Raw genomic sequence first — 25,921 nt, forward strand, 5'->3', positions numbered from 1 at the left:
AAGCAATGGAACAAGCAAAATTGATCGAACTCGCGCAGGCGCTGCAGCCGCGCCTTACCGAATGGCGCCGGGATTTTCACCGCAATCCGGAAATCGGTTATGAAGAGGTAAGGACGTCGTCCATCGTAGCCGAGCATTTGGAGCGTTTAGGGCTGGAAGTCACCCGTAATGTAGGCAAAACCGGCGTCGTTGGTGTGCTCCGCGGAGAAACAGACGGACCAACCATTGCACTGAGAGCGGACATGGATGCACTGCCGATCCAGGATCTGAAAGGCGCGGAATATAGCTCTCAGATCGAAGGCAAAGCACACCTGTGCGGGCATGATGCCCATACGTCCATTCTGATGGGAGCGGCGGAGCTGCTTACGAGCCTTGGGAAGCCCAAAGCGGGCAACATCAAATTTGTATTCCAGCCTGCTGAAGAAGGTCTTGCGGGGGCACGTGCCATGATCCATGATGGCGTGCTGGAAAATCCAAAGGTAAGCGCGATTGCGGGCCTTCACATGACGCCTGGCATGGATACGGGCACCGTGGGCGTAAGCCGGGGCGTTGCTTTTGCTTCGGCAGACCGTCTGGTCATCAAAATCTTCGGCAAAGGCGGACATGCGGCAAGACCGCATGAAGGCATCGACGCGATTGCGGTATCCGCGCAAGTAATCACGGCGCTGCAAAACATCGCCAGCCGTTTGGTGGACCCGCTCGAGCCTGTCGTCGTAACGATCGGCAAAATCAACGGCGGATACATGGGAACGGCGATTGCCCCGGAAGTCGAGATGATCGGCACGGTTCGTACATTGTCTCCGGCTCTGCGCGAACGAATGCCAGCCTTGATCGAGCAAGTGGTCAGCGGGGTCTGCAGCTCGTTCGGCGCAGGGCATGAAGTAGTGTACGGCGACGGTTACCCGGTCGTCGTGAATGATGTGGGCATGGTTGATTTTCTGACGGAAACGATCGACGGCTTGGATTGGGCCAAAGGCTGGACCAGCATCGTGCCTTCCACGGGCGGCGAGGATTTTGCCTTCTATTGCGAGCAGGTTCCGGGCGTATTCTTCAGGCTTGGTTCGGGCAACGAAGAAGAGCGGACGCGTTATCCGCTTCACCATCCGATGTTCGATCTCGACGAATCGGTCATGCCATATGGCGTGGGTATGCTGTCGGCAGTAGCACTTCGCTTTTTGGAAAAACATACGAATCAATAAGGGGGAGCAGGCAACATGAAAAAGAGAACTTGGGCAAGCATGTGGTTGACATTACTCGCAGTTGTATTGGTGCTCAGTGCTTGCAGCGGGCAAAGCGGAAGCGGAACGACGGCAACCGGAACCGAAAAGGGCAGTGAGAGCGGCGCATCCAGCAAAACGCTGACGATTGCGACGCCTACGGACATCGAGAGTTTTGATCCGCACAACAACAACAACACGGCCAGTGAAGCGGTACTGGTCAACGTGTTCGATTATCTGCTCAAAAATGACAGCAACCAGAACAAGGTTCCCGGTCTTGCAACGTCATGGGAGCAAGTGAACGATACCACGTGGAGATTCAAGCTTCGTGAAGGCGTTACGTTCCATAATGGAGATCCGTTCACATCGGCTGACGTGAAATACACGATCGAACGTGTCGCTAAAGACGAAACGCTGAAACAAAACAGCTACTTCAAAAACATTGTTGAAGTGAAGGAAGTGGACGAGCACACTGTCGACATCGTTACAGACGGTCCTGACCCGCTGCTGCTGAACCGTTTGTCCAAAATGGGTGCAGGCATTCTGCCTGCCAAATACATTCAGGATAACGGCTTCGATGCTTTCCTGAAAAATCCGGTCGGCACAGGCCCATACAAGTTCAGCAAATGGACGAAAGACGACCGTGTCGAGCTTGTCAAAAACGAAAATTACTTTGATGGCACGCCGAAATGGGATCAGGTTGTATTCCGCGTCGTTCCAGAGGCCTCAACGCGGGTATCCGAGCTGCTTGCTGGCGGCGTCGATGTGGCTGCTTCGATTCCATCCACGGACATTGCGCGCATCGAAGGCGAAGCGGACAAAAAAATCGTCAAAGCACCGATCCAGCGCGTACTGCAGTTGATCTTCCGCCAAACGGAAGGAACGATCACCGCAGATCCGAAAGTGCGTGAGGCTGTCGAACTCGCCATCGACAAACAAGGTATTGTCGATAGCATCGCCGGAGGCGCAGGCGTCGTTACCCGCACTTCCGTAACACCGGGCAACTTCGGTGCAGACCCATCGTTGTACCAGACATCCCTCTATGATCAAGAGAAGGCTAAACAGCTGTTGAAAGAAGCAGGTTATGCCGAAGGCGAAGCAGAAATGACGATTTCGGTTTCCTCCCAGTACAAAGAGCAGGCTGAAGTTGTGGCGGCGATGCTGGAGCAAGTCGGCTTCAAAATCAATCTGGACGTGCTTGAGCCAAGCGCTTTCAGCGAACGTTACAGCTCGAAGTCGTTCAAAGAGATTTTCATGATCGGTATCGGAAATTCCTTGTTCGACGCTTCGAACAACTACAATCGTTACATGCTTGAAGAAGCCAAAGGCGAATCGGATTACAACAATCCGGAAGTCGAGAAATTGCTGCAATCCGCGCTCGTGAATATGGACCCGGCATCGCGCGAAAAAGAGTACCAGCAAGTACAGCAAATTTTTGCGGAAGACCGTCCGGCCGTATATCTGTACCAGATGGAAGGCGTGTACGGAACAAGCGCAAGCGTGAACTTCGAACCGCGCAAAGACGAGATGTTCTACGCCGATGAGATTACACCTGTGACTCAGTAACGTCGGACAGAATGACCTGTCCAGGCAAGGATCGGCCGTGAACGGCAGGGACGGAAAGATCAGGTTCCTGCCGTTCTTTCTTCATATTAAGAAATACATCCTATATAAACCGGACGAATCAATCACACAAGGCCACTGCGAGTGGAGAACCATCTTCTGAATCGCGTTTCGCTTGTCCCCAGATTTTTTCGATCCCCTTTTTTCAGAGGGGAAATCCGGTGAACAGCGTATGCTTCCGATGCAGCTTTCTTTCAGAAAGCTTGTGGATCGCTTCGCTTCTTCAGATGGGTTCCGGCTCTCCGTTAACGTGTGTATGTTTTTTGCGGTGTATATAGGAAGGTGATTTGGTTTCATGAGAGTGGTTTCTGATGATGCTCGACTTGAAGCATGGTGGTAAATGAGTGATTTTGGTTTATTGGAGGTGAACGGGGAATGGGGAAATACGTATTGAAGTCTTTGCTGCAGGTCATACCGGTACTGTTCATCGTTTCCCTTATCGTGTTCATTCTGGTAAGGGTTACGGGCGACCCGGTCGCCCTGATGCTGCCCGAGACGGCCACCGCCGAGGATCGTGCGGTACTGACAAAAGCGCTGGGGTTGGACCAGCCTTTGTACACGCAATATGTAAAATTCCTCGGCAATGCGCTGCAGGGGGATTTCGGCGAGTCTTTCCGGTATGGGGAACCTGCGCTGCAGCTGGTGTTGGAGAGATTGCCGGCCAGTTTCGAGCTGGCCGTGGCGGCGATGATTTTTGCCGTCTTGCTGGCGATTCCGCTGGGGGTTGCATCCGCAGTCAAACGGAACACGTTTACGGATCTTGTCATTTCGGGGTTGTCGGTCATCGGCAAGGCGATGCCCAACTTCTGGATGGGAATCATGCTGATCCTGCTGTTCTCGGTTATGTGGGGGGTTCTGCCGGTATCCGGTCGAGGCGGATTTTCCCATCTGATTTTGCCCGCGTTCACGCTCGGCATCGGTCTTGCCGCGCAGATGACACGGCTGATCCGGTCCAGCATGCTGGAAATTTTGAGCCAGGATTACATCCGCACTGCACGTGCCAAAGGACTGGCGCGCATCGTTGTCATCGGCAAACATGCTTTCCGGAACGGGCTTATTCCGGTCGTGACGATTATGAGCTTGCAGTTTACGAGCCTGATCGGCGGTACGCTTATCACGGAAACCGTTTTTTCATGGCCGGGATTGGGACAATTGCTGGTCGTTGCCATCAATACGCATGACATGGCCATTGTGCAAGCCGCCGTATTCGTCATCGCACTGATCGTGGTGCTCACCAATATTTTGACGGACGTGGTCTATAGACTGCTTGATCCGCGGATCAAATACGACTAAAGGAGGTGCATTCCCATGACAGAAGGCAACGAAATGCAGGTGCAGGGCCCGGAAGCCGCGGTGGAGAAAGGTTTGCCCGCTTCCAGCGGGTTCCGATACATCTGGAGACAACTATGGGTTAGCAAGACGGGAATGGTAGGGGCTGTCATCGTTTTAATCGTATTGTTGACGGCGGTCTGCGCACCTTTGATATCGTCGCATGATCCGGCGGCCGTCGATCCGCTCAAACGTTTGAAACCTCCGGTATGGATGGATGGCGGTTCATCGGAATATTGGCTCGGCACGGACAATTTGGGCCGGGATATGTGGACCCGCATCGTATACGGAGCCCGCGTTTCATTGATCGTCGGCCTGGGCGCCGTGCTCGTTTCCGGCTTCATCGGCGCGGTGCTTGGCCTTCTGTCCGGATTTTACGGCAAATGGGTTGATGCGGTCATCATGCGTGTCGGAGATGCGTTCATGGCTATTCCGACCATTTTGTTCATGTTGGTGGTGATGGCGATCGTCGGTCAGGGTTTGACCACGCTGATTTTTGTCATCGGCGTCACCAACTGGGTCGCATATACCCGTGTCGTGCGAAGCGAAGTGCTCAGCATCCGGGAGAGGGATTACGTGCATGCGGCCAAAGCAATAGGCGCACGTAACGGCAGGCTGATCATCAAACATATCGTGCCGAACATTCTTTCTTCCTTTATCGTGATCGCGGGTATGAACGTGGGCACGACCATTATTGCGGAAGCTTCGCTCAGCTTTTTGGGGATGGGCATTAAACCGCCTGACGTTTCGTGGGGCGGGATGCTTAGCGATGGTCGGCAATATGTAGCTACGAGCTGGTGGGTGGCAACGTTCCCCGGACTTGCCATCACATTCACCGTACTCGGCGTCATCTTCCTTGGGGATTGGCTGCGCGACATGCTTGATCCTCGCACAGACAAAACGGAAAAATGATTCGGGCAGAATTACATCGCATTGCGGAGAGGAGCAACGGAAATGAACAAACGGCCGATTACCCCGGAGGATTTGTATGCATACCGCTGGGTCACCGATCCTGTCGTCAGCATTCGTGGGCGGGCAGCCTACGTGCAGCAGACCATCGATCGGGAAAAGAACGAATATCAAACCCATATTCGCACCATCTTGTTGGATGGTTCGGAAGATACAGCCGTGACCGCAGGCATGAAGGATTCGTCGCCTTCTTGGTCACCGGATGGCAGCATGCTTTCATTTTTGCGTTTGGAAGAAGGCGGAAAGGGCCTGTGGGTTATTCCTGTGGATGCCGATAGCATAGAGCCGAAGAGGCTCGTCGCACCGGAACGCAAAATATTGCAATATGCCTGGTCTCCGGCGGGCACGCATATTGCCTTTACGAGCAAGGTACAGAAAGATTCGGCAGGCACGGATGCCGAAAGCTCCAAAACAGTGCCATTGCGAGGAAAGGTGTATGAGCGCACCACGCCGAAGGCGGAAGGCTCAGGCTGGTGGGACGGATTGTACAGCCATTTGTTCGTATACGATATCGAAAATGATGCCATTACCCAGCTCACCGCCGGTTCCTGGAATGTGAGTTCACCGGTCTGGTCGCCGGACGGGACCGAAATTTCTTTTGTCTCCAAGCAGGTTGAAGATGCTTCGCTGGATGCCGATTTGCTCTATTTTGCGGATGTATACACGATCCGGCCTGGAGAAAGGGAGCCGCGCAAGGTCACTGATTCCAGCCTGCTGATAAGCCAATTTGCGTACACGCCTAATGGTGAAAGTCTGATGCTGCTGGCCAGCGACCGTGAATTCGGCAGCGGAAGCCATAACCGGCTGTACGAGGTGCCAAGCGCCGGAGGGCAGCCGACGCCGGTTGCGCCGGGGCTGGACATGCAGCTCGGCAACGCGGCGCTGGGCGACATGAAATCCGCCGGCGCTTCGCCCTCTCCGCAGATGGCAGCGGGAGACGGCGGCGCATCCATGTATGTGCTGGGAACGCATGACGGCACCGTAGACGTGTACCGAATCGGAGCAGATGGAACAGCCGAAGCGGTTACCCTCGGCGGGGAACGGGATGTATATCAGTACGCGATTTCATCGGACGGTCAAACGCTCCTGTTCGCCGCATTGACGGATGAACGTCCGGGCGAGCTATACGCCCTTAATCTGAAAAGCGGGCAAGAAACCCGGCTGACGCACCATAACGACGAACTTATGGACCAGCTCCAAGTAAACAAGCCTGAACGGATCGAATTCGTTTCATCGGACGGATGGCGGATACAAGGATGGCTGCTATTGCCGGAACAGCGGGAAGCAGGAGCGAAGGTTCCTCTTATTTTGCAGATTCACGGGGGGCCGCATGCGATGTACACCGGGGTGTTCAGCCATGAAATGCAGACGCTCGTTGCACAAGGGTACGCGGTGTTGATGGTCAATCCTCGCGGCAGCATGGGATACGGCCAGCAATTTGCGAAAGCTTGCCGGGGAGATTTTGCCGGGGGAGACTGCAATGATTTGCTGGAAGCCGTGGATGTTGCGTTGGCCCAGTATGATGTCTTGGACGATACCCGGTTGGGCGTTGCCGGCGGCAGTTACGGCGGGGTGATGACCAACTGGATCGTGGCACACACGAACCGTTTCAAGGCTGCGGTCACACAGCGCAGCATCTCCAATTGGCTGTCCATGTACGGAACGAGCGACATCGGCATTTCGTATGTCGAAGGTGTCATCGGCGGCAATCCGACCGAACACGCGGACATGTTGTGGTCCCGCTCGCCGCTCGCGCATGCGCACAACATCGAAACGCCGCTGCTGATCATGCATGGGGAGCAGGACTACCGTACGCCGGTCAGTCAGGCGGAAGAATTGTACACGACCCTCAAACGGCAGGGGAAAGTGACCAAGCTTATCCGCTACCCGGGTTCCAATCATTCCCTGCTGAAGAGCGGCAAACCTTCTTTGCGGGTGGACAGCTTTGAACAGGTCAATGCCTGGTTCAGCCAGTATCTCTAAAGAAGGGGGAGAATGAACATGAGTTTGACGCAGTTGTCGATTCCGGTCGGCTTGCTTGTGGAAAATGTGCTGACAAGCGGCGAGCCGGTCGAAGTCATCATCGATTGCTTGCGGCGCAAGGATTTCGATCCATTGCTGCCCAAGATCAAAGAGCCTGCGATGGATCTCGAACCCCGGCTCGATACGGCAGCAGAGATCGGCGAAGATTGGGAAAAGGCGATTCGCGAAGGATACGAATTCAAGTTTTTGCATATTAATGGTGTGAAACGTCTACTGGATTTCAGGTTTGACCGAAAGGTTGATCGCGATTTCGTCGAAACCGGCCTTGCTCTGCAGCATGTCCGTTTGACCCGGGAAGAAATCGGCGTGCTGAGAACCCTCGTGGGCAGACAATGGGACGTGTACGAAGAAGCGGAACAAAACGATGCCGCAACGGACGGGGTCCGCTTGGCAGGTATTCGCCTGAAATTTGGTTGATCAAACGGCAGGTTAAGCCGTACGCTACAAGGCCTCAACTCAACATCAGCATGATGAAGAGTTTGAGGCCTTTTTTTAGGGAGGAGCGGCCTTATGGCAGTGTTTTGCGATGCTCTTAATGTTTGCAGGAATTGAGCGGGAATAACGAGAAGTGTTGGGAGAAATCCATGCACGAAAGGGGAAAACGATGTTGGCGGTGTTCATTTCGATACTGGTGGTCATTTTCGGAAGCATTACGGGTTTGATTACGATCTTGGTGGTGATGAACACGATTCGCGCGAAACAGGGAGAGCTGAAACGGCGAAAAGAGATTTTGCTGGGCGGAATTCCGGCTAAGGCAGTTATTCGGCATATTGCCGAAACTTCATCCAGCATGGACGGCAGGCCAGGTGTGCGTATGGATCTTACGGTGACGCCGGATAACGAAAGCAGCTTCGACGCCGTGGTGGAAACCTACATTTCCGTGCTGGCGGTACCCCGTTTCCAAAAAGGAAGTGAAATCGACGTAAAGTACCAAGTGATCGGCGGCAAAAAGATCGTTGAGGTGGCGGAAGCGTATATTCCCTAGACGTTTCCGCCTGGCAGCAATCGGTTTATCACTGAAATAAGCACAATGACCACGGTTTATTCCATGGTCACCGCGATGACCGTATGCTTTACTCTTCCTAGAGCGAATTCTTCGAATAGGAGGAAACACAGCATGTTTACCTTGACGGCACAGACGAAAATACATAGCGATCTGGACTCCAGGCCGGTGGAACGGGCCATCCGACGATTTTATCGCGATTTGGGCATGACGATGGCAGGGGAGACCGAACCGGGTTCCTCGGATTCAATCCGGATTAGTCGCGATGACAGCTTGAATGAAGAAGCTTATATCATTGAAGTGAAAGATCGCCGGATGGATATACGGGTTGCGGATGAATTGGGATGCATTTACGCATTGAATTACATCAGCCGGGAGTATCTCGGCATTCAGCCGTTGTGGTTTTGGAATGATCAGATGTTTGAAAAAAGAGAGGCCAGGTCGATCGACGAAACCACGATCTGTTCTTCGGCCGCGGCGTATCGCTTCAGGGGCTGGTTTGTGAACGATGAAGTTCTGCTTCACGCTTGGACACTGGAGGGGAGCAAAGAAAAGCCTTGGGAAATGGTCATGGAAACGTTGCTCCGGTTAGGCGGCAATCTCGTTATCCCCGGCACCGACCACAATGCCAAAATATACTCCGATCTGGCCGCCGACATGGGCTTGTGGATCACCCATCACCATGCGGAACCGCTCGGTGCGGAAATGTTTTTGCGGGCCTATCCCGACCTGAATCCTTCGTATGCGGAACATCCCGACCTGTTCAGGCAGTTGTGGGAAGAAGGGGTGCTGAGGCAGCGGAACAAGAAAGTGGTCTGGAACATCGGTTTTCGCGGGCAGGGGGACCGTCCGTTCTGGCTGGATGACGAAAGATATGCGACCGATCGGAGCCGGGGGGAGCTGATTGGTTCGATCATGGAGGAGCAACGTTTGATTGTGCAGAAGCACGTTGACCATCCGGTATTTTGCACAAATTTGTACGGGGAAATGGTTGAACTTTATCAACAGGGGCACCTCCGCATTGCAGACGATACGATTAAAATCTGGGGAGATAACGGATACGGCAAAATGGTCGCCCGCCGTCAACATGGCGTCAATGCAAGGCCTGTTGCGCTCCCGGCTGAGGATCGCCAAGGAGAAGCGCATGGCGTGTATTATCACGCCTCGTTCTATGATCTGCAGGCGGCCAGCCACATGACGATGCTGCCCAATTCTCTGGCGATGGTGCGGGACGAGTTAGTTAATGCGAGGCAGCGCGGTGTACGTGAATTCATCATCGTAAACTGCTCCAACGTAAAACCTCATGTGTATACGCTGCAGGCGATCGCGGAGTTATGGTCCCAAGGAGACGTGGACACGGCATCGTATCCAGAGCGATACGTGAATGATTATTTTGCAGGCGAGAACGGAGGCATTGCCGAATTATTCGATGCCTACGCATCCTGTGCACCGAGATACGGGGATCATCCGGATGAAGGCTGCGGAGACCAGTTTTACAATTACACGACCCGGCAGCTGCTGTCGCAATGGCTGCGATCAGATACGCAAAGTGCTGTCGAAGGCATGCGCTGGGCATGTCCTGAACAAGGCTTTGCCGAACAGGTGTCCTGGTATGCACGGATATGTGAACAGGCGCTGGAGCAGTACGGGGAGGCCTTGTCTCGTACGCATCAGGTGAGGCAAGAAGTATCGAACCAAAGGTTGCTGGACGAAAGCATCGGGCTGCAATATCGAATGTATTACGAGTTTGCCCAAGGCGGATCTGCCTTTTGCCGCGCATTCGAGCGTTACTGCGAGAACAATTACATGGCTGCCTTTTACGAGCTGGGCAAGTCCAAGGAAGCGTACGAAGCAGCGGACCAGGCTATGCGCGACCGGGAACACGGTCATTGGCAAGGCTTTTACTACAATGATTGCCTGACGGACGTCAAGCAGACGGCCTACTGGCTCGGCATCCTGATGGGCGTTGTGCGCAACGTGGGGGAGGGGCCGCATTTTTTCAGATGGCAGCGAGAAGTGCTGTATGCTCCCGAAGACAGAAACGTCATCCTGATTACCAACTTCGAAAATCATCTGACCAATGAGGAATTATATGAGGCGATGAAAGCGAAGGGAGAAGGGTGATTGAATCATTTTGAATGGAGGAGAGAGATGTTATCCAAATATGCATACCTGATCTTATTATTTACTGTAATGTCATTAAGCATAATTGGTTGTACATCCGAAACTAGCGCTACCGAACAAATGGCTCAGAGCGTGATGAAAGAAGACAATAATAGCGATATTTTTATAATGGAGTCGATCCTATATAAAAAGGTTAAGGTCGTTAATGAAGAAGAGTTTAAGTCCGTCAAAACGACCTCCTATGGAGAAATATCTATGAATTATCAAAAAAATAAAAAGTTTCAGGAAGGTATGGCTTCTGTATTGCCTCCGGGTACCAAATTGTATCGCTCTGTAGCTCATCCTGAATATGTATATTCAAATGAGAATCAGAGATATACTTTATACAAGTCTGTTCCTGAAGGTTAATTTTTTATAAAGAATACGATATATGCGAAGGAGACACATTCTACGAATCGAGTGTGTCTTTTTTTTATTATAAGACTCATACATTCGCTTGGGTGAAGGATGAAGACCTTGCCTCGCACTTGCTTGACAATCCGTCGAATAAATGGAGTTAACTGGATAGCATTTTTTGAATTGTGTTAATCTGTCTTATAATGGACTGCATTTAGAGAGAGGGATGTTACTTGAAAAGAAACATTTTATATATTGAAGATAACGAGAAGATCGGCAGTTGGGTAAAGGAAGAATTGGAACAGCGAGGATTCTCGGTTCAGTGGCTGCTTTCTGGGGAAGGAGCCGAAAAAGAAGTTCATGAGCATGAAATCGTTATTTTGGATATCATGTTACCCGGTATAGACGGATTTACGGTGGGAAAACGATTGAAAAAGGCAGCTCCTGATGTCCCTATTTTGCTGTTATCTGCTCGAACATCCATAGATGATAAGGTAGACGGTTTACAATTTGCGGATGACTATGTAACGAAGCCCTTCCATATGGATGAATTAGTTGCAAGATTGGAAGTATTAACCCGTCGAAGTGGCGGAATACGTTCCGAACGCATTTCGTTAGGGAATCAGATTGAAGTCGATCCGGAAGGTCAAATGATATTTGACAAGCGGACAGGTGAAGAAATTATATTGACGGGGAAACAGCATCAAATCTTAATGTACTTTTTACGGCACCCCAATCAAGTTTTACCCAAAGAACAAATTTATGAAGCGATTTGGGAAGAAGCTTATATAACGGGTGATAAAACATTAATGGTGCATATCCACCGACTGCGTCAAAAGTTGGAACGTCATCCCGATTCCCCGGAGATCATTGAGACGTTGAAGGGTATAGGATATCGGGTGAAATTATGAAGCAAAACAAATCATTATTTCGTCGATTTCTAAAAGTGCATTTTCTATTTATCTTTTTCCCTCCGATGATGCTTATTTTCATCAGTGCGTTTTTCGGTGTTTCAAGTACTCATGAAAAAAATGTAAATGCATTAAATCTGTTTTACGTTTCGGTGCTATTGTTTGGTTTTATTATGGTCGCATTTGTGATCTTATCTTGGGTGTTCTTTATGAAACTTCAAAAACGTCTCGCTCGTTTACAGGAAGTCATGTCATCTTCAGCTAAAAATAACTCATTCCCTAAACCCCTATCTGTTCAAGCGGATCGTATGGATGAGATAGACCAGTTAGGAAGCTCTTTTAATTGGATGATTCAGCAGCTTGAAGACAGTCGAAAACGAGAATATGAAGAGGAGTTGTTACGACATCGGCTGATTGCGAATTTATCTCACGATTTACGAACGCCGCTTACCATTTTGCGCGGACACGTCACCAGATTAAATCAAGAATCCATGAGTCTAGAAGGGCAAAACTCGTTAATAGAGATCAACCATACGATTACAAGAGTCGGAGATCTAATGGATGATTTACTGACCTATACATTGCTTACATCAGGAAAACATCCTTTTGGCCCCGTTTCAACAGATATTGGGCGCTTAGTAAGGGCTTCTGTTGCTGCGTGGTATCCTGTATTTGAAGAAAAAGAAATTCAGCTCGATGTTGATTTACCAGCAGACGAAACTTTTTATTGGGAAACAGATCCTTCGTGGATGACACGGGTTCTGGATAATTTGTTTCAGAATGTTATTCGCCATGCCGCAGAGGGGAAGTATGTAAACATTGCTGTTGACGTAGAAAAAGAACGGATCATTATTGCAGACAGAGGTCCGGGTATGGATCATTCTTCCTATGGGCGTGGGGCGGGAATTGGTTTATCAACTTCAAATTATATGTTGGAAAAAATGAAGCTGAAAGCTGACTTTACATCCAATGAAAATGGCACAAGTGTAGCTATTGGTAGAGCGTAACCTAAAGTTAACCCAGAAGTAAACAGCAGAATAACCGGGATGTAACTTTGCCTCTTTATACTTAGAACCATAACAGAAAGGAAGTGTTATGGTTGCTTACATTTAATAATCTCGTCAAACATCGCGGGACTCATGAAATCTTATCAGGTATCAGTTTTACAGCCAGATCGGGTAGAGTAACCGGTTTTTTAGGCCCAAATGGAGCAGGAAAAAGCTCTACACTTCGCATCCTGCTTGGATTAGACCGTGCAACCTCGGGGAATGCACTAATTCATGGCAAGCCATTCGCTGAATTACATCATCCTCTAGCAACAATAGGCGCCGCACTGGATGGATCTGGAGCTCATCGCGGGCGAACAGGACGGGCCCATTTACGTTGGATTGCTCGTGCTGCAGGATTGCCACGCTCACGTGTCGAGGAAGTTCTGGAAATCGTGGGTCTTACTAATGCGGCGGGCAAACGAGTTGGGAGTTATTCCCTTGGTATGGCGAAAAGACTTGGAATGGCAGCTGCACTGCTCGGAGATCCCGAAATATTGGTTTTGGATGAACCCGTAAACGGGCTCGACCCGGAAGGAATTCGCTGGATTCGGACGTTTTTACGTGAACGTGCGGAGTCTGGAAACACGGTGTTACTATCCAGTCATCTAATGGGAGAGCTTGCAGAGACGGTTGATGATGTGGTGATTATTAAGCATGGAAAAATCGTTGCAGATGGAACATTGAAAGAAGTAATAGGTTTTCATTCGACGCTGGAGGAAGCCTTTTTTGCCCTGACATCTGACAAAGCAGGTGTCGTTGTATGAGAGCATTCAACGCGGAACTGTCTAAATTGTTCTCTCTGCCGGGCATTTGGCTTGCCTTTCTTATTGGAGCATTTGCCCCAGCGGTCATTGCTGCCCTGGACAGTACAGCACAAAAAGAAGAGATTATTGCCGGAGTCAGCACAAGGCTATCGGAAGTTGGCTTTATTGGATTAGGTCTTGGTGTGCAAGGTGTCATTATTCTAGGTGTGCTTGCCGTCAGCAGCGAGTATTTGACAGAGAGCAGCGAATCTGGTGGAGGACAACAGATAACAACAAGTTTAACGGTTGTTTCATCCCGGCTTTATGTATTGCTGGCAAAAGCGGGGGCTGTGACAGTAATCAGCATACTTTTTAGTATTGTTGCTATTATAACAACGTTGTCGGCCACACATCTTATTCTTGGTGAATATACCCCTGTATTTGAATGGTCTAAACTGATCGGTGTAGTTTGTTACTGGATACTCACTGCTCTTTTGGCTTTTGGGATTGCTGTTCTAACGAAGAATGGCATGATTCCGCTGGCTGTGCTCATCATAAACACATCCGTTGTATCATTCAGTTTCCTGCTTTCTAAGGTTACAAAGTTGGCGTTATACTTACCGGATCGGGCTGGCCTTGAAATGTTTATGTTTATGAGCGACAGATTTCTCACCCCGTTTACAGGCGGGTTAGTCATGCTTGCTTGGGTTATCGTTCTTTTCATTGTTGCAGCTATTGTATTCCTTAGGAGGGACGTTGCAGCATGAGTGTCCCTTCTAGTAAAAAGATACCCTTAATTCTTGGTGCTGAACTGGACAAATTACTAACATTACCCATGACATGGCTCACTCTTATGGGCACATTCATTCTTAATTTAGTTTTAGCCGCGGCTTTTACTTCAATTGGTCTACAAGGGGCAGCAGGGACGCAAAGTTTGCTGAATATAGGTTTTTCTTCTATGGGATATCTTCAAGCAGGATTTGTTATGCTGGGGATCTTAGCTGCTTGTTCCGAGTATGCTGGTGGCCAGATCCGAACTACCTTAACTACGATGCCTTGGCGGGGGGCTCAATTATTCGCGAAGCATCTGGCATTGGGCATTATAACCATTCCTGCGGCGTTTATTATGGTTGCATCAGGTGTGCTATATACTTTTATTATGATGAGAGACACGGTAGCAGTGATTGAGATAGACACCATAATAAAAACGGTAATAGGTGCAACAGGTTATTTAACATTAACTACACTTCTTAGTTCAGCTATGGGAGCTGTATTGAGACGAACCACTCCTGCATTAGTCATTATGCTTGGTTATTATTACGTTGTCAGTCCATTGATGAGTGATTATCCATCTAGCCTTAGAAATTATTTTCCCGATACGGCAGGATATTATATGTATATGCCGTCATTCTCTGATGAAATAAATGTCCTCACACCCATGCAAGGCGCAGGCATTTCAATGTTATGGACACTGTTCTTTATTACAGTAGCTATTGTGTTTTACTGTAAAAGAGATGCCTAATTTTAAAATTCATCAAATCAAGGTGGTGCACCAATGACAACGGAGGTACTATATAGGTTGAACCGGAAATTTACACGATAACGAAGAGGGCAGAAAGAATCTGGAGAAGCGAAGCGGTCTAAAAGCTTTCTGAAAGAAAGCTGCTTCGGAAGCATAGGAGATTATATGATTGTAAGGGCGGAACAATCGTTCTGGAAAAAGTACGCTGCTCCGAATTGTAGGTGGGCTAATTCCAATACGGTGCGGTGAATCAAAAAGGCGGCAGCTCTGACGAAACGGTTCGTCGGAGCTGCCGCTGTTTGTGCTGCAAACGTATAGCTGGCTGCCAATCAAATTTAATTGGAGTTCAGCTGAACTTTTTTGCCTACAGGTTGTTGTCCCGCTCTTGCAGGGGCCTCTTCTTCCTGTGCAGGCTTCGTGCGTTGGATGAAGAATGACAGCACCAGAGCGACTGCGGATATACCGATAATTACGATGTAGGCGTCGTTGATGCCTTGAATCATCGAATTGGTCATCATCTGCTGCTGATTGGCTGCCTGAGCTGCACCTTCTGCCATCATGTCTTTGAAATGGGTGGCAGCACGGTTGGTCATCACGCTGACGAGCAAGGACGTACCGACGGCGCCGGCCACTTGTCGGATCGTATTCGAGATCGCCGTGCCGTGCGCATTCAATCGTGCAGGCAGTTGGTTCAAGCCCGCCGTTTGGATTGGCATCAGCAGCAACGCCATACCGATCCGCCGTCCGGTAGACATTAATACAAGGTAGGTATAGCTTGTCGAATCCGTCAAATCGATAAATCCAAGCGTCGTGACAATGACGATCACCATTCCGATCACGGACAGCCATTTTGCGCCGAAACGGTCAAACAGTCTGCCGGTGACCGGCATCAGGAATCCCATGACAAGTGCGCCCGGCAGCAGCAGCAAACCGGATTCCAGCGCGGTGTAACCGCGAGCGTTCTGCAGGTACAGCGGCAGAAGCATCATGTCGGCATACATGACCATCGTGATGGCAATGCTGATGATCGTTGTCAGCGAGAACATGTTGTACTTGAATGCCCGCAGGTCCAGCAAAGGCGATTCCGATGTGAGCTGACGCCAAGTAAACAGCGCGAGGGCTACTACGCCGGCTGCAATGAAACCAAGCACTTCACCGCTCGACCATCCGAGGCTGCCAGCTTGGCTGAATCCGTACAACAGGGCGCCGAAACCGATGGTGGAAAATAGAACGCTGAGCGTATCCAGCTTGGTGCGGATGCGTTCGGATACGTTTTTCAAATAAATGAATCCACATACGATGACGACGAGCGTCAATGGGATCATGCCGTAAAACATCGTTTCCCATGCGTAGTTTTCAAGAATGTAACCTGCCAGCGTAGGCCCGATGGCCGGGGCGAAAATAATGGCGAATCCGACCATGCCCATGGCGGCTCCCCGTTTTTCGGGAGGGAAGAGCGTCAAAATGACATGCGTCAGCAGCGGCATGATAATGCCCGCGCCTGCGGCCTGAATCATGCGTCCTGTCAGCAATGTGCCAAAGTTGGTCGCGATGGCCGATACGATCGTTCCGACCAAAAAGATAAGCATCGACGCCTGAAAAAGCTGTCTCGTCGAAAAACGCTGCATGAAATAGGCCGTGATCGGAATGAGCACGCCGTTCACCAGCATGTAGCCGGTTGTGAGCCATTGCGCTACGGCTGCCGTGATGCCGAAGTCGTTCATCAGCTCCGGCGTGGCAACGCTCATCAAGGTTTGATTCAAAGTGGCCAAAAATGCGCCCAAAATCATGATGAACAGTATGGGTCCTTTTTTTACATTTTGTAGTTCTGTCTGGCTCAATCCATTCCATCCTTTCAATCTTCGTGACTAAATTTACAACGTGTTGTATAGTTGACATTGTATTTATTGAATTATATACATATTCTTCTGAATTACAATTGACGCATTTGCACAAAGCTGTTGTTTAATTTACATTTAAACGACATACTGTTGCATAAGTTTAAAATAATCGACTGATTAATTAAAATTGTAATCTTTCAAAATAAAGGAGATTTGCCAATGACACACAAAAAGAAGTCCGCGACCGATCCGCGAATCATACGAACGCGGCAATTGATTCGCGAAGCGTTTGTGGAACTGCTGCAGGAGATGGATATCGAGAAGCTGTCCGTGAACCGGATCGCGGAGCGGGCAACCATCAATCGGGTCACGTTCTACCTGCATTATCGCGATATAACGGACATGATGGAGAAGATGGCCGACGAAATGATCGAAAACATCGAAGGGATCGTGCTGGAGCATTCGCTTCAAGAGGGCCAAGGGCCTGAGAAACCAAGTGATCCGTGGCCGGTGCTGGTGAAGTTGCTGGAGCATTTCGCCGAGCAGTCTTCCTTCTATAAAGTGGTGCTGGCGACCAAACGCACCCCTGTTTTTACGGATCGTTTGTTGAAGCTGTTAAGCACGCTGGTCCGATCCAAAATCGAAAGCATGGGCGGTGAGCGCAAACTTGCGAAAGCAGGCATTCATGAAGAGGTTGCGGTCTGGTATGGATCGGCTGCTTTGATCGGAACGATAGTAGCGTGGTTAAAAAACGACATGCCTTACTCGCCGCACTTTTTGGCCAAGCAGTTTTCGCTGATTCGCTCCCATCCCTTTCAAGAGTTGATTTAGATGTGAGAAACCAGTGAGGTCACGGCACGATGCAAGCCATTTGATGTATGATGTATAATGGACAGATATGCAAATCAGGAAGGGAATGCAGTCATGAAGAAAGTCATCGTCATCGGAGCAGGAATTTTGGGAGCATCGACCGCATATCAGTTGGTCAAAATGGGAGCGGACGTGCTCATCGTGGACCGCAGGGAGAAGGGACAGGCCACAGATGCTGCCGCAGGCATCATCTGCCCATGGGTTTCCCAGCGGCGAAATCAAAAATGGTATCGGTTAGCCAAAGCGGGGGCAGGTTTTTATCCGGGATTGATCGAGGAATTGCAGGCAGAGGGAGAAACGGACACAGGCTACGCCAGGGTAGGCGCACTCAGCATTCATCACGACAGGGATAAGCTCGTCAAAATGGAAGAACGGGCAGCAGCGCGCAAACAAGATGCGCCGGAAATCGGAGACATTGCCATGCTTGATGAAGCCGAAACGCTGGCACGGTTCCCGCTGCTGTCGGAAGGGTATCGGTCCGTGTTCATCGGTGGGGCGGCTCGCGTGGATGGACGCGCCCTGCGCGATGCATTGCTTCGGTCCGCGCAGCGCGGAGGTGCCACGATGATCGAAGGAGACGCGGTCATTCAGCATGAATCCAATCGCGTTTCGGGCGTAAGGGTCGGCGAAGATTTTTATGCGGCAGACGAAGTCATTGTTTGCGCCGGTGCATGGGCGAAAGCCTTAATGCAGCCGCTGGGCATTACGTTTAAGGTTCATTATCAGAAAGCACAGATCATGCACTTCATACTGACGGACGACAACCAGGATACCGGAAATTGGCCTGTCGTCATGCCGCCATCGGATCAATATTTGCTTGCATTTGACCAACGTAAAATCGTCATCGGGGCTACGCACGAAAATGATGTTGAAGGATATGATACCCGGGTCACGGCTGCAGGCATGCAGGAAGTGCTGAATAAAGGACTGGACATCGCAAGCGGTTTGGCTGATGCAGCCTTACAGGAAGTCCGGGTCGGTTTCCGTCCGTTTACGCCGGGATTTCTGCCTGTCATGGGGCCGATCCCGGGATGGGAAGGACTCGTCGTAGGGAACGGGCTTGGCGCTTCGGGCTTAACGATGGGGCCGTTTATTGGCAGTCAGCTCGCGAAATGGGTGCTGGGGGCGAAAACGGACATCGACTGGAGCGACTACGATCCGGCCCAAGCGATGGACTGAATGCATCGTACTTTGTAAGAAAGCTGGGGATGAGGCTTGGAACTCAGCTTAACGCAAAAGGGCTATTTTAGCTTGGCACTTGGGGGAGAGGAGATTGAGGAAACTTTCATTATTGGTATTTTTCATTCCGGCCATCGTATTAAGCGTGATGGTATGGAATGATTACACCGATGATTTGCAGGGAAACGAGGATCCATATTCGTCGATCGCGGGCATGTTTTATTTGGATGAAGGGGAAGAAGTGGTCGTTTTATCCAAAACGCAGGACTTTACGTGGGCGAGACTGGGGGTCTTTGATGCCCAAACGGGAGCGATACTTAAGGATGTGATGGTTCAGGCGGAGATGCAAGGCGTCATCCCGGCAGTCGTTTATCAGGATCAGGGGATTATTATTCCTACATATAGTGATGGGTCGGGTTTGCAGTTGAATCATGTCTCGAATAGCGGAGAGGTTAAGGAACACGCGCAAAGCACGCTTCATGTACCCGGATCGTTGAGTTCGAATGTGGCAGCTTGGAGAGGCCATATTCTGATCACCGGGGAGACGATAGGTTCTGCCTATTATGTGGCTGAAATTCAAAACGGGATGAAGAAGTTTGCATTGCTGAATACCGATCTTCTGCCTTCCGATCCAATACGGGCAAGTTTTGTGGGCAGCAGCTTGAACAACGAACAGGGCGTGCCATTGCTCGAAGTCGATTTGCAAAATGGACAAACGGCGTTGGTTAGCGGCATTCTGGATGAAGACGAACGACCTGAAGTCAAGATTCAATCCGAAGAACAAGGAACCTTCGACGCGCGTGACGAGGCTGGTTTACAATTTGCCAAACCATTCGGAATCGACGTCTCTCGCTTAATCCGTATCGATGGTGCAAAAGGGAATCAAGCCCGATTCTATAATGCACAGTCTGAGGAGTGGGGAGAACTTGTTCCAACCCCAAAACCGCTGTATCGTGCCAAGGTTGTATTATTGAATGACGAAGAAGTTTTGATCGCCGGCACGGATACAGAAAATGGGCAGGAACAACTTGCGGGTTATGTGTACAACGAAAAAAACGGCAGCTTCACTGACGCTTCGGCACTTGTAAGTCGACTTACATACAAAGACTTTGCTTCCTCGGATAGCGAATTTTACAAAGAGTCGGGGAGTGACAGCCTGTATTACTCGGACATGGAGAGCGCTGCAGGATGGATGAATATAAGTAACGGTCAAGCAGGCTGGATCGACTCGAATACGTTGGTAAATTGGAGAGAGGCAGCAATGACACAGCGCATCTCGCTTTCCACCTTTATGGCATACGTCCGTGAGGGAGGCGCCCTCATCATCAACTGGATGGCCTGGCTGTTGATTCCAACGCTTATGTTTTTGGTGCCTGCCATCGCCGGACCACTGCTTCGCCAGAAACACTCTCGCAATCTCAAGGAAGGCAGGCTGGTTACGGGGACGATCGCAAGTATGCAGGAGACAGGCGTCTATGTGAACAACTTGCCGCAGGTCAAATTTGTTGTGCAATTTGTGGAAGCTGGACAGCACAAGCAGGTCGAAATCAAGAAGGTCATTTCCTTGGTAAACGTACCAAGGCAGGGAGATGACGTGCTGATCAGCTACAATCCCCGAAACAACAAGGCCATGTTTGTAACGGAAGAGGATGTGAACGTGGAGAGCGACCCGCCGCAAACTATCCCCGATGCCTTGTTAGATCGAATTGAATACCGGGAGCCATTTAGGCGTGGGCAAGCACTGGTGCTGCATTTTGTCACCAGGGAAGAAGATTACCCGGTTCCCGTGATCCAACCGCCAGGGTTCGAATATCGTACCGGACGGCGTGCGAACCTGATCGTCTCCGATGGAGTTGCCCGTATTCGCAGCTACGACGGCACGGGTCGGGAAGAGGAAGCGCAATTGGCATTGGAAGCGGAAGTCGTTAGCGTGGAGAAGGCGAATCTTGAAATCGAAGGGCGCCAGCTTCTGGTTATGGACCTGCTAGTATCCAGGGGTGACGACCGTTTGCGCAAGAGCAACAGCCTGTTTGTATCTGAACGATATGCTGTGCAGACAGGCATTCGTATCCCGATGCAGATGGGCGAACAAGATTTCGAGCGTGAACTGCGTTTGTCGAAAGGCAAACAAGGTGCTGCCATCGTTCGTACCGTAACTTATGAGGGGCATACGGTTGGGGAGCGCCCGGTAGCACGCATTGACGTTGAACGGGGCGGTAAACTATACCGGATCCGCCAATCGATTGAGCCGGTGCACGGGGTACAGGTTGGAGATGAGATATGGATTGCATATGACGCAAATTCACAGGAAGCAATGATTGTGAACTATGCATCTTGATCGATAACTGCCATAAATAAGCATGGGTCGAAAGTAGAAGCGCAAAGCTGCCGTGCATCCCCATTAGAACGGGTTATGAATATATAATATGGACAGCCGACCAATTAACCGGCTGTCTTTTTCATTAAGATATAACAGGCAGGATAGTTGTAAAGGTTATGTGCGGAGAACCGTATCAACCGGGCATTGTGGAATCGTAGAAGCCTCCAAGGCGGGAAAGAAAAGTGTTAGAAGTGTCGATGCTGGCAGAGAATTCGCTTCTGACTTTAGTTTCGTGTGGAAGAACGAGAAAGGCTCTAACAATTAATGACTGTATTTCTCCATGATTTATCTGAATTTAATCGTGACTTTGAGGGTCTATTTGAATTGATGTATTGGATTGGTTTTTTGAGAACCTTGACTTTGGAAATGATGTCCAAGGGTATACACGCGAAAAGCGTCGTACCTGAAGAGGTGAATGCCGTGAGGCATTTAATAAAATTGGGTGGTACCACGTGAGCACAACTCTCGTCCCTTTGGGATGAGGGTTTTTTTGTTTGTCAAAAAATGAGGGAGGGAATGATTTGTACACGCGCACCGATCAACAATTTCATCATCGCGTAGTCCAAGATTTGTTTTTGAGACTTCTGGAAAATGGCCATCTTTATAAAAAAACGTTCTGCAGACATATTGTGAAACCGATCAACGATTTTTACCAGATCGATATGTTGAAGGGACTTGCCCCGTATGTGGTAATCGAGCCAGAGGTGATCAATGCGACTTTTGTTCAACATTGCTCGATCCGGCGGATTTGTCTGAGAAGACATGCAAACTTTGTGGAAATCCTCCGATCGAGCGACCAACAGAGCATTTTTACCTTGCACTGTCTGGGTTCCAAGCTGAATTGACCAAATATGCACAAAAGGCTCGGGGATGGAAAGAATTTGGCCCGCTCTGCTCTTGGGAGTAGGAGGGCTACATTTACCGGATCGAATGATCTCATGTGAGTACATGACACTAGAAGGGAAAAAGTTTTCAACAAACCGTAACTGGGCAGTCTGGGTGCCGGACATTCTAAAAAGGTACCAACCGGACTCCATTCGGTACTTTCTGATTGCAAATGGACCAGAGAAGCGTGACACTGATTTTTCGTGGAGGGAATTCATTTACAGTCACAATGGAGAGTTGCTAGGCGCGTTCGGAAATTTTGTTAATCGAACGTTGGCCTTTATCGGCAAATCCTTTGGAGGATGCGTTCCCTCAGGGGAGCTTAGTGAGGGATGGAAAAGGGCAACTGAAGAGATGTATCGAGATTCTGGAATTCTAATTGAAGAAGGTCGTCTAAAAGAAGCGATCGAGTTGATTTTCACCTATGTTCGTCAAGGAAACAAATATTTTGATGAGCAAAAACCATGGGTGCAAATCAGGGAGAATCGAGAGGCATGTGAACATACACTACATTCTTGTGTACAGATTATTGCCAATCTTGCCAATTTGCTTCAACCTTTCATCTCCTTCTCGTGTGAGAAAATAAGAACATTTCTAACGCTTGAAAGACCGAACTGGCAGTTAACTTTTGTTCCAGATGGCTTACAAATTCAAAAGTTGGAGCTTTTGTTCGAGCGCATTGATGTCAGTCGGATTGAAGAAGAGCTGAGTTTATTGGAGAAGCAAACACTGTAGCCTGGAAAGGGAAGGGCCATCCATCGGATGGCCTCTCTTCAAAACTTGCCGTTACAGACAGCGCGGAGGGAAGCGTATCACAAGTAATGATATAGTGTAGAGTTGTGCTGCATCTCGAGAGAGGTGCTTTTTTATTGTAAGCTGCCTTACGAACTCTTCACGAATACAGCAAGATCTGAAAAGTAAGTCCAGAACATATTTGTTAAGTTAGATTCAACAAACTAAAACAAACCAAAATCCAATAAGAAAGGGGCTGAACACAGAATAACTCATCGGATGTTTGCGTGATAGAGAGAAAGGAACAAGCAATAAGCAACAATAGTATTAATACCTAATAGTGGAGGAATCAATGTGAATAGAGAGCACAATACAAAGGTGAATAAATCAACGATAACAGCACATCTTCTACATCAATGGTCAGGATTTATGGCAATAATAGCAGGGATTCTATACATTGTCATTCAATTGATCCACCCGATAGATCATATTTCCTCTGTGAACACGAACTCTTGGCAGGTGGTTGCATGTTTGACTATGGCGATGTCGCTCTTTACACTGATCGGTATTACGGCATTCTATATAAGGCAAGCGAAAGAATCGGGATGGCTTGGCTTGATCGGGTTCCTTATGTTCAATTTGTTCTGGTTCATCTCCATAATTTTTAGTTTCATTGAAGCATTCGTTTTGCCGTTGCTGACGAGTGATGCTGAAAAGTTTGTGGGAGGAATGGTTGGACTCTTTGGAGGAACAGTTAGCGAAGTTAATCTGGGTATCTTCCCAATATTAGCGCCGCTCGCGGGATTGTTGTATATGTTAGGAGGTTTGCTGCTGGGCATCGCCACATTAAGGGCCAGGGTCTTTCCTCGCCCAGCAGCCATTCTGCTGGCCTTCGCTGCTGTAGTGACCGTAGCTGCTGCAATTATTCCCCATCCACTTGATCGGGCATTGGCAATACCTATGGGATTAGCGCTCATATGGATTGGATATGTTATTTGGTCGGAACGTAAGCAAGCGTCGGTTTAGAGGTTTTTTGATATTACCAAATGGGATGAAATGAATAGCTCCTCTGACGGTTGGTTCCTCGGTGCAGTATTAAATTTCCATATCGTCAGGGAGTTTTTTGATAGGTGCATAAATATGGTAGGTTGAATTCAAATTGTGAACATCTTCAAAGACTTGAATCAGTTCAATATCGGATTGATTAGACTCTTGCCTGGAAATCTTTAAGAATCTTGCATAGTCGGTTTTGAGGACTTCTCCAATGTCTAGCAGGTCACCACAATAGTTAAACCTCGCACAAAAAATAGTCGGTACATCAACCGTGAAATAAAAGGGTTTATGAATTTGAACATCACTTGGGATTCCGAACAGAACTTTGAACCGTGTTGAGTTTGGTTGACAGTTTGAATAAATGACAAAACAGGAACCATTTATATGGTCATCAATGTGGTTCAACAACAATCTTGAATGGGAGTGGATCTTCTTTTTGTAATCATCATCAGCCAGGTCTACTTCAAAGGCAATCCCGCTTATTCGGGTCTCTTTGAACTCTGTCAGCGTGAAATCCGTGACGATATCCCCATTTATATTTTTAAATGGTCTTTTGACCACTGCAGGTATTGGAGTCGGATCGATTTTTTTGAACCCTGCTCTTAGCGAACTTGGAGCTACGCCGTAATGTTGTTTGAAGGCCCGGGTGAATGAGGCTTGCGTACCAAAAGCGAATTGATATGCAATGTTGGTTAAAGATAAGTTGTTTTCATAAATAAGTGATAAAGTGGCATTTAATTTTCTAGATAGAATGTACTGATTTAATGAACAGCCCATCATGGCAGAGAAAAGCCTATGAAAATAATACTTAGACATATTGAAATTAAGGGCAACGGATGCCACGGATAAAGGTTGTTCTACATTTTCCTCGATATGAATCAATGCTTGTTCTATTATCCTATGATGGTTCATACTGACTCCCTTCATCACGCACTTTAATTTATTGTGCTAAGTATATCACAAGCGTTCCATTGCTATAAGGCAATTCGCAATTCTAATCACCTGGGATGTCCAATGAATATAAAGGGAGTAGTACTCTTTTTTTATGCGCTTACATTGTGCTTCTCCGCCGTTTTCAGTAAAATATTTGTAATTTCAATGGTTAAAGGAGAGCGGACACGTGCTGGAACTCAGCTTTGACGACCCTGAACGATTGGCCGGCGTTGCCCATGCCCTATCGGCCCGTTCGCGCATCGATATTCTCCAGCTGTTGCAGTTCGGCAGACTGAATGTCATCGAAATCGCGGAGGCGCTGGATCTTCCCATCTCAACGGTGGCTAACCATGTGAAGGTGCTTGAGGCGGCCCAATTGATCCATACGGAAATGCTGCCGGCGACCCGCGGGGCGATGAAGCTGTGCAGCCGCGTCTGCGACGCCGTACACATGGAACTGAGACGGACGGGGCGAACCGCCGAAGTGGCGAGCTATGAAGTGCAGATGCCGATCGGGCACTACAGCGACTGCGAAGTGACGCCTTCTTGCGGCATGGCCAGTGCGGAAGGCATCATTCTGAAGGATGATGATCCGGCCAGCTTTTACCATCCCCTTCATATCGATGCACAACTGATCTGGTTGCAGAGAGGGTATGTGGAATACCTGCTTCCGGTCGACATTCCTGCGGAGGCCAGGATCCTTTCGTTGGAACTTTCCATGGAAATGTGTTCGGAGGTGCCCAATTACAACAATGTTTGGCCGTCGGACATCTCCGTGTGGATCAACGGCGTAGTCATCGGAACATGGACCAGCCCCGGGGATTTCGGCGATCGCCGCGGCAAGCTGAATCCCGCGTGGTGGAACAACACGTTGACGCAATACGGACATCTTAAGGTTTGGCAGGTTAACGAGAGCCATACCAGCCTGGATCATGAGCGGATTTCCAGCGTGAACCTGCATCATCTGAGGGTGCTGGAAAGCCCCAAGCTTCGCCTGCGCATCGGCATCGACCCCAATGCGGTGCACCAAGGGGGCATGAACCTTTTTGGCAGCGGGTTCGGGGACCATGCGCAGCACATTCGGATGAGCGTGATGTATTCGACAAAACCCTGAAGACA

21 protein-coding genes and 1 pseudogene are annotated in these 25,921 nt (G+C 49.3%); 20 read left to right on the top strand and 2 right to left on the bottom strand.

The features are described 5' to 3' along the window. The first annotated feature begins 5 nt into the window (after nucleotides 1–5). From MKY59_RS12920 to MKY59_RS12985, 14 genes are all read left to right on the top strand, one after another. Nucleotides 6–1,199 carry a M20 family metallopeptidase gene (locus tag MKY59_RS12920; RefSeq protein ID WP_339277919.1) on the top strand — a complete coding sequence of 398 codons (1,194 nt, stop codon included), beginning with the start codon at nucleotides 6–8 and terminating at the stop codon, nucleotides 1,197–1,199. Nucleotides 1,200–1,214: 15 nt separating this feature from the next. Next, nucleotides 1,215–2,783 (top strand): ABC transporter substrate-binding protein, encoded by a 1,569-nt coding sequence (locus MKY59_RS12925; RefSeq protein ID WP_339277920.1) that lies wholly within the window; start codon nucleotides 1,215–1,217, stop codon nucleotides 2,781–2,783. A 432-nt stretch (nucleotides 2,784–3,215) separates the two neighbouring features. Further along, nucleotides 3,216–4,133, top strand: coding sequence for an ABC transporter permease (locus MKY59_RS12930; RefSeq protein ID WP_236416825.1), 918 nt, complete (start codon nucleotides 3,216–3,218; stop codon nucleotides 4,131–4,133). Nucleotides 4,134–4,148: 15 nt separating this feature from the next. After that, entirely contained in the window at nucleotides 4,149–5,081 is a 933-nt protein-coding gene (locus MKY59_RS12935) for an ABC transporter permease (protein ID WP_339277921.1), read from the top strand. A 42-nt stretch (nucleotides 5,082–5,123) separates the two neighbouring features. After that, nucleotides 5,124–7,121 carry a S9 family peptidase gene (locus tag MKY59_RS12940; protein WP_339277922.1) on the top strand — a complete coding sequence of 666 codons (1,998 nt, stop codon included), beginning with the start codon at nucleotides 5,124–5,126 and terminating at the stop codon, nucleotides 7,119–7,121. Between the two features lie 18 nt (nucleotides 7,122–7,139). Further along, complete coding sequence (locus MKY59_RS12945; protein WP_339277923.1) at nucleotides 7,140–7,598, top strand: hypothetical protein; 459 nt, start codon at nucleotides 7,140–7,142, stop codon at nucleotides 7,596–7,598. 187 nt (nucleotides 7,599–7,785) lie between these two features. Next, on the top strand, nucleotides 7,786–8,166 hold the full coding sequence (locus tag MKY59_RS12950) for a hypothetical protein (RefSeq protein ID WP_339277924.1): 381 nt from the start codon (nucleotides 7,786–7,788) through the stop codon (nucleotides 8,164–8,166). A 132-nt stretch (nucleotides 8,167–8,298) separates the two neighbouring features. Further along, nucleotides 8,299–10,308 carry a glycosyl hydrolase 115 family protein gene (locus tag MKY59_RS12955; protein WP_339277925.1) on the top strand — a complete coding sequence of 670 codons (2,010 nt, stop codon included), beginning with the start codon at nucleotides 8,299–8,301 and terminating at the stop codon, nucleotides 10,306–10,308. After that, nucleotides 10,309–10,716 carry a hypothetical protein gene (locus MKY59_RS12960; RefSeq protein ID WP_339277926.1) on the top strand — a complete coding sequence of 136 codons (408 nt, stop codon included), beginning with the start codon at nucleotides 10,309–10,311 and terminating at the stop codon, nucleotides 10,714–10,716. A gap of 221 nt (nucleotides 10,717–10,937) precedes the next feature. Next, complete coding sequence (locus MKY59_RS12965) at nucleotides 10,938–11,615, top strand: response regulator transcription factor (RefSeq protein WP_236416837.1); 678 nt, start codon at nucleotides 10,938–10,940, stop codon at nucleotides 11,613–11,615. Then, nucleotides 11,612–12,622 (top strand): HAMP domain-containing sensor histidine kinase, encoded by a 1,011-nt coding sequence (locus tag MKY59_RS12970; protein ID WP_339277927.1) that lies wholly within the window; start codon nucleotides 11,612–11,614, stop codon nucleotides 12,620–12,622. The genes MKY59_RS12965 and MKY59_RS12970 overlap by 4 nt, the downstream gene beginning before the upstream one ends. A 92-nt stretch (nucleotides 12,623–12,714) precedes the next feature. Beyond that, entirely contained in the window at nucleotides 12,715–13,428 is a 714-nt protein-coding gene (locus tag MKY59_RS12975) for an ATP-binding cassette domain-containing protein (protein ID WP_339277928.1), read from the top strand. Beyond that, entirely contained in the window at nucleotides 13,425–14,174 is a 750-nt protein-coding gene (locus tag MKY59_RS12980) for an ABC transporter permease (protein WP_339277929.1), read from the top strand. Before MKY59_RS12975 ends, MKY59_RS12980 begins: the two co-directional genes overlap by 4 nt. Continuing rightward, nucleotides 14,171–14,929 (top strand): ABC transporter permease, encoded by a 759-nt coding sequence (locus MKY59_RS12985; RefSeq protein ID WP_339277930.1) that lies wholly within the window; start codon nucleotides 14,171–14,173, stop codon nucleotides 14,927–14,929. The genes MKY59_RS12980 and MKY59_RS12985 overlap by 4 nt, the downstream gene beginning before the upstream one ends. Nucleotides 14,930–15,264: 335 nt before the next feature. On the opposite strand, the gene MKY59_RS12990 is transcribed toward MKY59_RS12985, so the two are convergent. After that, a complete protein-coding gene (locus MKY59_RS12990; protein WP_339278382.1) occupies nucleotides 15,265–16,719 on the bottom strand; it encodes a DHA2 family efflux MFS transporter permease subunit in 1,455 nt (484 codons plus the stop codon). Nucleotides 16,720–16,989: 270 nt separating this feature from the next. Here MKY59_RS12990 and MKY59_RS12995 point away from each other — a divergent pair, with 270 nt between their 5' ends. From MKY59_RS12995 to MKY59_RS13015, 5 genes and pseudogenes are all read left to right on the top strand, one after another. Continuing rightward, complete coding sequence (locus tag MKY59_RS12995; protein WP_339277931.1) at nucleotides 16,990–17,601, top strand: TetR/AcrR family transcriptional regulator C-terminal domain-containing protein; 612 nt, start codon at nucleotides 16,990–16,992, stop codon at nucleotides 17,599–17,601. Between the two features lie 93 nt (nucleotides 17,602–17,694). Then, nucleotides 17,695–18,819 carry an FAD-binding oxidoreductase gene (locus tag MKY59_RS13000; protein ID WP_339277932.1) on the top strand — a complete coding sequence of 375 codons (1,125 nt, stop codon included), beginning with the start codon at nucleotides 17,695–17,697 and terminating at the stop codon, nucleotides 18,817–18,819. Between the two features lie 94 nt (nucleotides 18,820–18,913). Continuing rightward, the gene (locus MKY59_RS13005; RefSeq protein ID WP_339277933.1) at nucleotides 18,914–21,157 is read left to right on the top strand and encodes a hypothetical protein; all 2,244 of its coding nucleotides are present in this window, start codon (nucleotides 18,914–18,916) and stop codon (nucleotides 21,155–21,157) included. 560 nt (nucleotides 21,158–21,717) lie between these two features. Continuing rightward, nucleotides 21,718–22,819: pseudogene (locus MKY59_RS13010) on the top strand (class I tRNA ligase family protein); the annotation flags it as partial. A gap of 351 nt (nucleotides 22,820–23,170) precedes the next feature. After that, a complete protein-coding gene (locus MKY59_RS13015) occupies nucleotides 23,171–23,842 on the top strand; it encodes a hypothetical protein (RefSeq protein WP_236416847.1) in 672 nt (223 codons plus the stop codon). Nucleotides 23,843–23,911: 69 nt separating this feature from the next. On the opposite strand, the gene MKY59_RS13020 is transcribed toward MKY59_RS13015, so the two are convergent. Next, nucleotides 23,912–24,781 (bottom strand): AraC family transcriptional regulator, encoded by an 870-nt coding sequence (locus tag MKY59_RS13020; RefSeq protein ID WP_339277934.1) that lies wholly within the window; start codon nucleotides 24,779–24,781, stop codon nucleotides 23,912–23,914. Between the two features lie 208 nt (nucleotides 24,782–24,989). Here MKY59_RS13020 and MKY59_RS13025 point away from each other — a divergent pair, with 208 nt between their 5' ends. Beyond that, the gene (locus MKY59_RS13025) at nucleotides 24,990–25,916 is read left to right on the top strand and encodes a helix-turn-helix domain-containing protein (RefSeq protein ID WP_236416851.1); all 927 of its coding nucleotides are present in this window, start codon (nucleotides 24,990–24,992) and stop codon (nucleotides 25,914–25,916) included. Nucleotides 25,917–25,921 lie beyond the last annotated feature (5 nt).

Source organism: Paenibacillus sp. FSL W8-0426, assembly GCF_037969725.1.
GTDB classification, from domain to species: Bacteria; Bacillota; Bacilli; order Paenibacillales; family Paenibacillaceae; genus Paenibacillus; species Paenibacillus hubeiensis.

Bases quoted from the DNA above. Each gene is read 5' to 3' on its own strand.
- MKY59_RS12920 (WP_339277919.1), top strand. From the start codon at position 6: ATGGAACAAGCAAAATTGATCGAACTCGCGCAGGCGCTGCAGCCGCGC.
- MKY59_RS12925 (WP_339277920.1), top strand. From the start codon at position 1,215: ATGAAAAAGAGAACTTGGGCAAGCATGTGGTTGACATTACTCGCAGTT.
- MKY59_RS12930 (WP_236416825.1), top strand. From the start codon at position 3,216: ATGGGGAAATACGTATTGAAGTCTTTGCTGCAGGTCATACCGGTACTG.
- MKY59_RS12935 (WP_339277921.1), top strand. From the start codon at position 4,149: ATGACAGAAGGCAACGAAATGCAGGTGCAGGGCCCGGAAGCCGCGGTG.
- MKY59_RS12940 (WP_339277922.1), top strand. From the start codon at position 5,124: ATGAACAAACGGCCGATTACCCCGGAGGATTTGTATGCATACCGCTGG.
- MKY59_RS12945 (WP_339277923.1), top strand. From the start codon at position 7,140: ATGAGTTTGACGCAGTTGTCGATTCCGGTCGGCTTGCTTGTGGAAAAT.
- MKY59_RS12950 (WP_339277924.1), top strand. From the start codon at position 7,786: ATGTTGGCGGTGTTCATTTCGATACTGGTGGTCATTTTCGGAAGCATT.
- MKY59_RS12955 (WP_339277925.1), top strand. From the start codon at position 8,299: ATGTTTACCTTGACGGCACAGACGAAAATACATAGCGATCTGGACTCC.
- MKY59_RS12970 (WP_339277927.1), top strand. From the start codon at position 11,612: ATGAAGCAAAACAAATCATTATTTCGTCGATTTCTAAAAGTGCATTTT.
- MKY59_RS12980 (WP_339277929.1), top strand. From the start codon at position 13,425: ATGAGAGCATTCAACGCGGAACTGTCTAAATTGTTCTCTCTGCCGGGC.
- MKY59_RS12985 (WP_339277930.1), top strand. From the start codon at position 14,171: ATGAGTGTCCCTTCTAGTAAAAAGATACCCTTAATTCTTGGTGCTGAA.
- MKY59_RS12990 (WP_339278382.1), bottom strand. From the start codon at position 16,719: ATGATTTTGGGCGCATTTTTGGCCACTTTGAATCAAACCTTGATGAGC.
- MKY59_RS12995 (WP_339277931.1), top strand. From the start codon at position 16,990: ATGACACACAAAAAGAAGTCCGCGACCGATCCGCGAATCATACGAACG.
- MKY59_RS13000 (WP_339277932.1), top strand. From the start codon at position 17,695: ATGAAGAAAGTCATCGTCATCGGAGCAGGAATTTTGGGAGCATCGACC.
- MKY59_RS13020 (WP_339277934.1), bottom strand. From the start codon at position 24,781: ATGAACCATCATAGGATAATAGAACAAGCATTGATTCATATCGAGGAA.